The 3311-nt window shown below is 59.9% G+C and carries 4 protein-coding genes; 1 reads left to right on the top strand and 3 read right to left on the bottom strand.

Translation table 11 applies throughout. The features are described 5' to 3' along the window. Positions 1-27: 27 nt before the first annotated feature. Complete coding sequence (locus PMI21_RS12010) at positions 28-942, bottom strand: LysR family transcriptional regulator (protein ID WP_007939206.1); 915 nt, start codon at positions 940-942, stop codon at positions 28-30. A 157-nt stretch (positions 943-1099) separates the two neighbouring features. On the opposite strand from PMI21_RS12010, the gene trhA reads away from it, so the two are divergent. Next, positions 1100-1717: a PAQR family membrane homeostasis protein TrhA gene (gene trhA, locus PMI21_RS12005; RefSeq protein ID WP_007939207.1), complete on the top strand. Its 618-nt coding sequence runs from the start codon at positions 1100-1102 to the stop codon at positions 1715-1717. Positions 1718-1806: 89 nt separating this feature from the next. Here the strand turns inward: trhA and PMI21_RS12000 are convergent, their stop codons facing one another. Together PMI21_RS12000 and PMI21_RS11995 are read right to left on the bottom strand one after the other, a co-directional pair. Beyond that, positions 1807-2526 carry a 16S rRNA (uracil(1498)-N(3))-methyltransferase gene (locus PMI21_RS12000; RefSeq protein WP_007939208.1) on the bottom strand — a complete coding sequence of 240 codons (720 nt, stop codon included), beginning with the start codon at positions 2524-2526 and terminating at the stop codon, positions 1807-1809. Between the two features lie 237 nt (positions 2527-2763). Continuing rightward, positions 2764-3311, bottom strand: a 548-nt coding sequence (locus tag PMI21_RS11995; protein ID WP_007939209.1) for an aminotransferase class III-fold pyridoxal phosphate-dependent enzyme, incomplete at its 5' end; no start/stop codon positions are given.

Here is a 3311-nt window from a genome sequence, read left to right on the forward strand (position 1 = left end):
AGAGCGTGGGAACGATCATTGGAGATCTCAAGCCTGGCGATTGGCATACATCCGGCACTCCGCCAGCAACGCCAGCAAATTCGGGTCGCGCTCCTTGGCCTTGAGAAACACCACGCCAATGTGCTGCTGCAACCGGTACTTTTCCTGCAATGGAATCAGCTTCACCCGGTTCTCATACACCGCCGCAATCCGCCCCGGCAGCAGCGCATAACCCACCCCCGAACTGACCATGCTCAGCAGGGTGAAGATGTCGTTCACCTGCATCGCCACCTTCGGTTCGAACCCCGCCTGCTTGAACACCCGAATACCGTCCTGGTGCGTGGCGAAGCCTTGGGTCAGGGTAATGAATGTTTCGTCGCGAACCTCGGCCAAGTCGACTTCGGCCCTTTGGGCAAAGGGCGAGTCAGCCGGGGTGGCGAGGAAGATGTCATCGGAAAACAGCGGGATCTGCTCGCAGTCCGGGTCGTTGACGCTGTCGTCCAGCGACACCAGGATCGCATCGACTTCCATGTTCTTGAGCTTGTACAGCAGGTCGATGTTCGAGCCCAGGATCAGGTCGATATTGAGTTCGCTGCGGCGGATTTTCAGGCCCATGATCAGCTGCGGCACGGTCTTCACCGTCAGCGAATACAGCGAGCCGAGTTTGAAACGTTCGGCAGAGAACCCGGCGGCTTCGCGGGTCAGGCGCACGCTTTCGAGCACGTCCTGAATCAGCTTCTGCGCCCGCTCTTCCAGTACATAAGCGCTTTCCAGCGGGGTCAGGTTGCGGCCTTCGTGCTTGAATAGCGGGCAACGCAAGGCGCTTTCCAGTGAGTGGATGGCGCGATGCACGCTGACGTTGCTGGTCTGCAACTCGACGGCGGCGCGGGCCAGGTTGCCGGTGCGCATGAAGGCCAGGAACACCTCGAGTTTTTTCAGGGTCAACTCTTCATCGATCAGCATGGGCCAGACTCTTATTCGAATGTCTCGATTGTGCCCAATTGGCTAACGTTTGGCTCGATGGCTTTCGTAGGGGGCATTGTGTTCTGAAACATTGCGCTTTTAACCTTGAGGCCTGAGCCTTGCGCGCGGCGTTAATGAACGTAGAGGTGAGCAACACATGTATCACGGGGAAAGATTGAACGCCTGGACGCATTTGGTTGGGGCGGTGGCGGCATTTGTCGGGGGCGTGTGGCTGCTGGTGATCGCCAGTATGGATGGCAGCCCGTGGAAGATCGTCAGTGTGGCGATTTACGCGTTTACCTTGCTGGTGCTCTACAGCGCCTCGACCGTGTACCACAGCGTGCGCGGGCGCAAGAAGGAGATCATGCAGAAGGTCGATCACTTTTCGATCTACCTGCTGATCGCCGGCAGTTACACGCCGTTCTGCCTGGTGACCCTGCGCGGGCCGTGGGGCTGGACGCTGTTCGGGATTGTCTGGGGGCTGGCGCTGATCGGCATCCTGCAAGAGATCAAACCGCGCTCGGAAGCACGGATTCTGTCGATCGTGATTTATGCGGTGATGGGCTGGATCGTGCTGGTGGCGGTCAAGCCGTTACTGGCGGCATTGGGCCCTGTCGGCTTTGCCTTGCTGGCGTCGGGCGGGGTGCTCTATACCGTAGGAATTATCTTTTTCGCCCTCGACCATCGTCTGCGCCATGCCCATGGGATCTGGCATCTGTTCGTGATCGCCGGGAGTTTGCTGCACTTTGTGGCGATTTGGTTTTACGTCTTGTGACGCAGAGGATCAGGATCAAAAGATCGCAGCCTTCGGCAGTTCCTACAATTGAAACGCGATCTGTAGGAGCTGCCGCAGGTTGCGATCTTTTAGAAGTCACCCCAGAGTTGCTGGGCCACCGCCAACGCCACCACCGGCGCGGTTTCGGTGCGCAGCACACGCGGGCCGAGGCGGGCGGCGTGGAAACCGCCAGCCTTGGCTTGTTCGACTTCGACGTCGGACAAGCCGCCTTCCGGGCCGATCAGGAACGCCAGGCTTGAAGGTTTGGCGTGGCTCACCAGTGGCTCGGCCACCGGATGCAGCACCAGTTTCAATTCGGCCGCCGTCTGCTTCAACCAGTCAGCCAACAGCAATGGCGGATGAATCACCGGCACCCGTGAACGCCCACACTGCTCGCAGGCGCTGATCGCCACCTGACGCCAGTGCATCAGGCGTTTGTCGGCGCGTTCGTCCTTGAGGCGGACTTCGCAGCGGTCGGTGAAAATCGGGGTGATTTCGCTGACGCCCAGTTCGGTGGCTTTTTGAATCGCCCAGTCCATCCGTTCGCCACGGGACAAGCCCTGGCCGAGATGGACCGCCAGCGACGACTCGACCTGGCCGGTGAAGCTTTCATCGATTTGCACCACCACGCGCTTCTTGCCGACTTCCATCAGCGTGCCGCGAAACTCATGGCCCGAGCCATCGAACAATTGCACCGCATCACCCTCGGCCATGCGCAGCACACGGCTGATGTAATGCGCCTGGGCCTCGGGCAGCTCGTGTTCGCCGGTGCTCAAAGGGGCGTCGATAAAGAAGCGGGACAGTCTCATCTTGGGTCTCTGTAAAAATTCGAATGTAGCTTGGCACAAATTGGCGGCAACGGCTTTTGTGGCGTAATGCCGGTCAGTTAAGCCGTAATGCGATCTGTAGCAGCTGGCGCAGCCTGCGTTCGGCTGCGAAGCAGTCGTGAATCCGATGGCCGCGGTCTGCCTGACACACCGCAATTTCTGATTTTACGACTGCTTCGCAGCCGAACGCAGGCTTCGCCAGCTGCTACAGGTAGGGCTTCAGCCCGGATCGCGATAGCCCGGATGAAAGTCCTTCGGCACCGCCACACTGACGCTGTCACGGGTGGCGATGTCGATGCCTTCGCTGGCCACTTCGGCCAGAAAATCGATCTGCTCCGGGGTAATCACGTAAGGCGGCAGGAAATACACCACGCTGCCCAACGGCCTCAGTAAAGCACCTCGTTGCAGCGCATGTTGGAACACGGTCAAACCGCGACGTTCCTGCCACGGGTAAGCGGTCTTGCTGGCCTTGTCCTTGACCATCTCGATGGCCAGCACCATGCCGGTCTGGCGCACTTCGGAGACGTTCGGGTGATCGGCCAGGTGCGCGGTGGAGGAGGCCATGCGCTGGGCCAGGGCTTTGTTGTTCTCGATGACGTTGTCTTCTTCGAAGATATCCAGCGTCGCCAATGCCGCCGCGCAGGCCAGCGGATTGCCGGTGTAGCTATGGGAATGCAGGAAGGCGCGCAGGGTCGGGTAGTCGTCGTAGAACGCGCTGTAGACCTCATCGGTGGTCAGGCAGGCCGCCAACGGCAGGTAACCGCCGG

This window comes from Pseudomonas sp. GM18, assembly GCF_000282195.1.
Lineage (GTDB): Bacteria > Pseudomonadota > Gammaproteobacteria > Pseudomonadales > Pseudomonadaceae > Aquipseudomonas.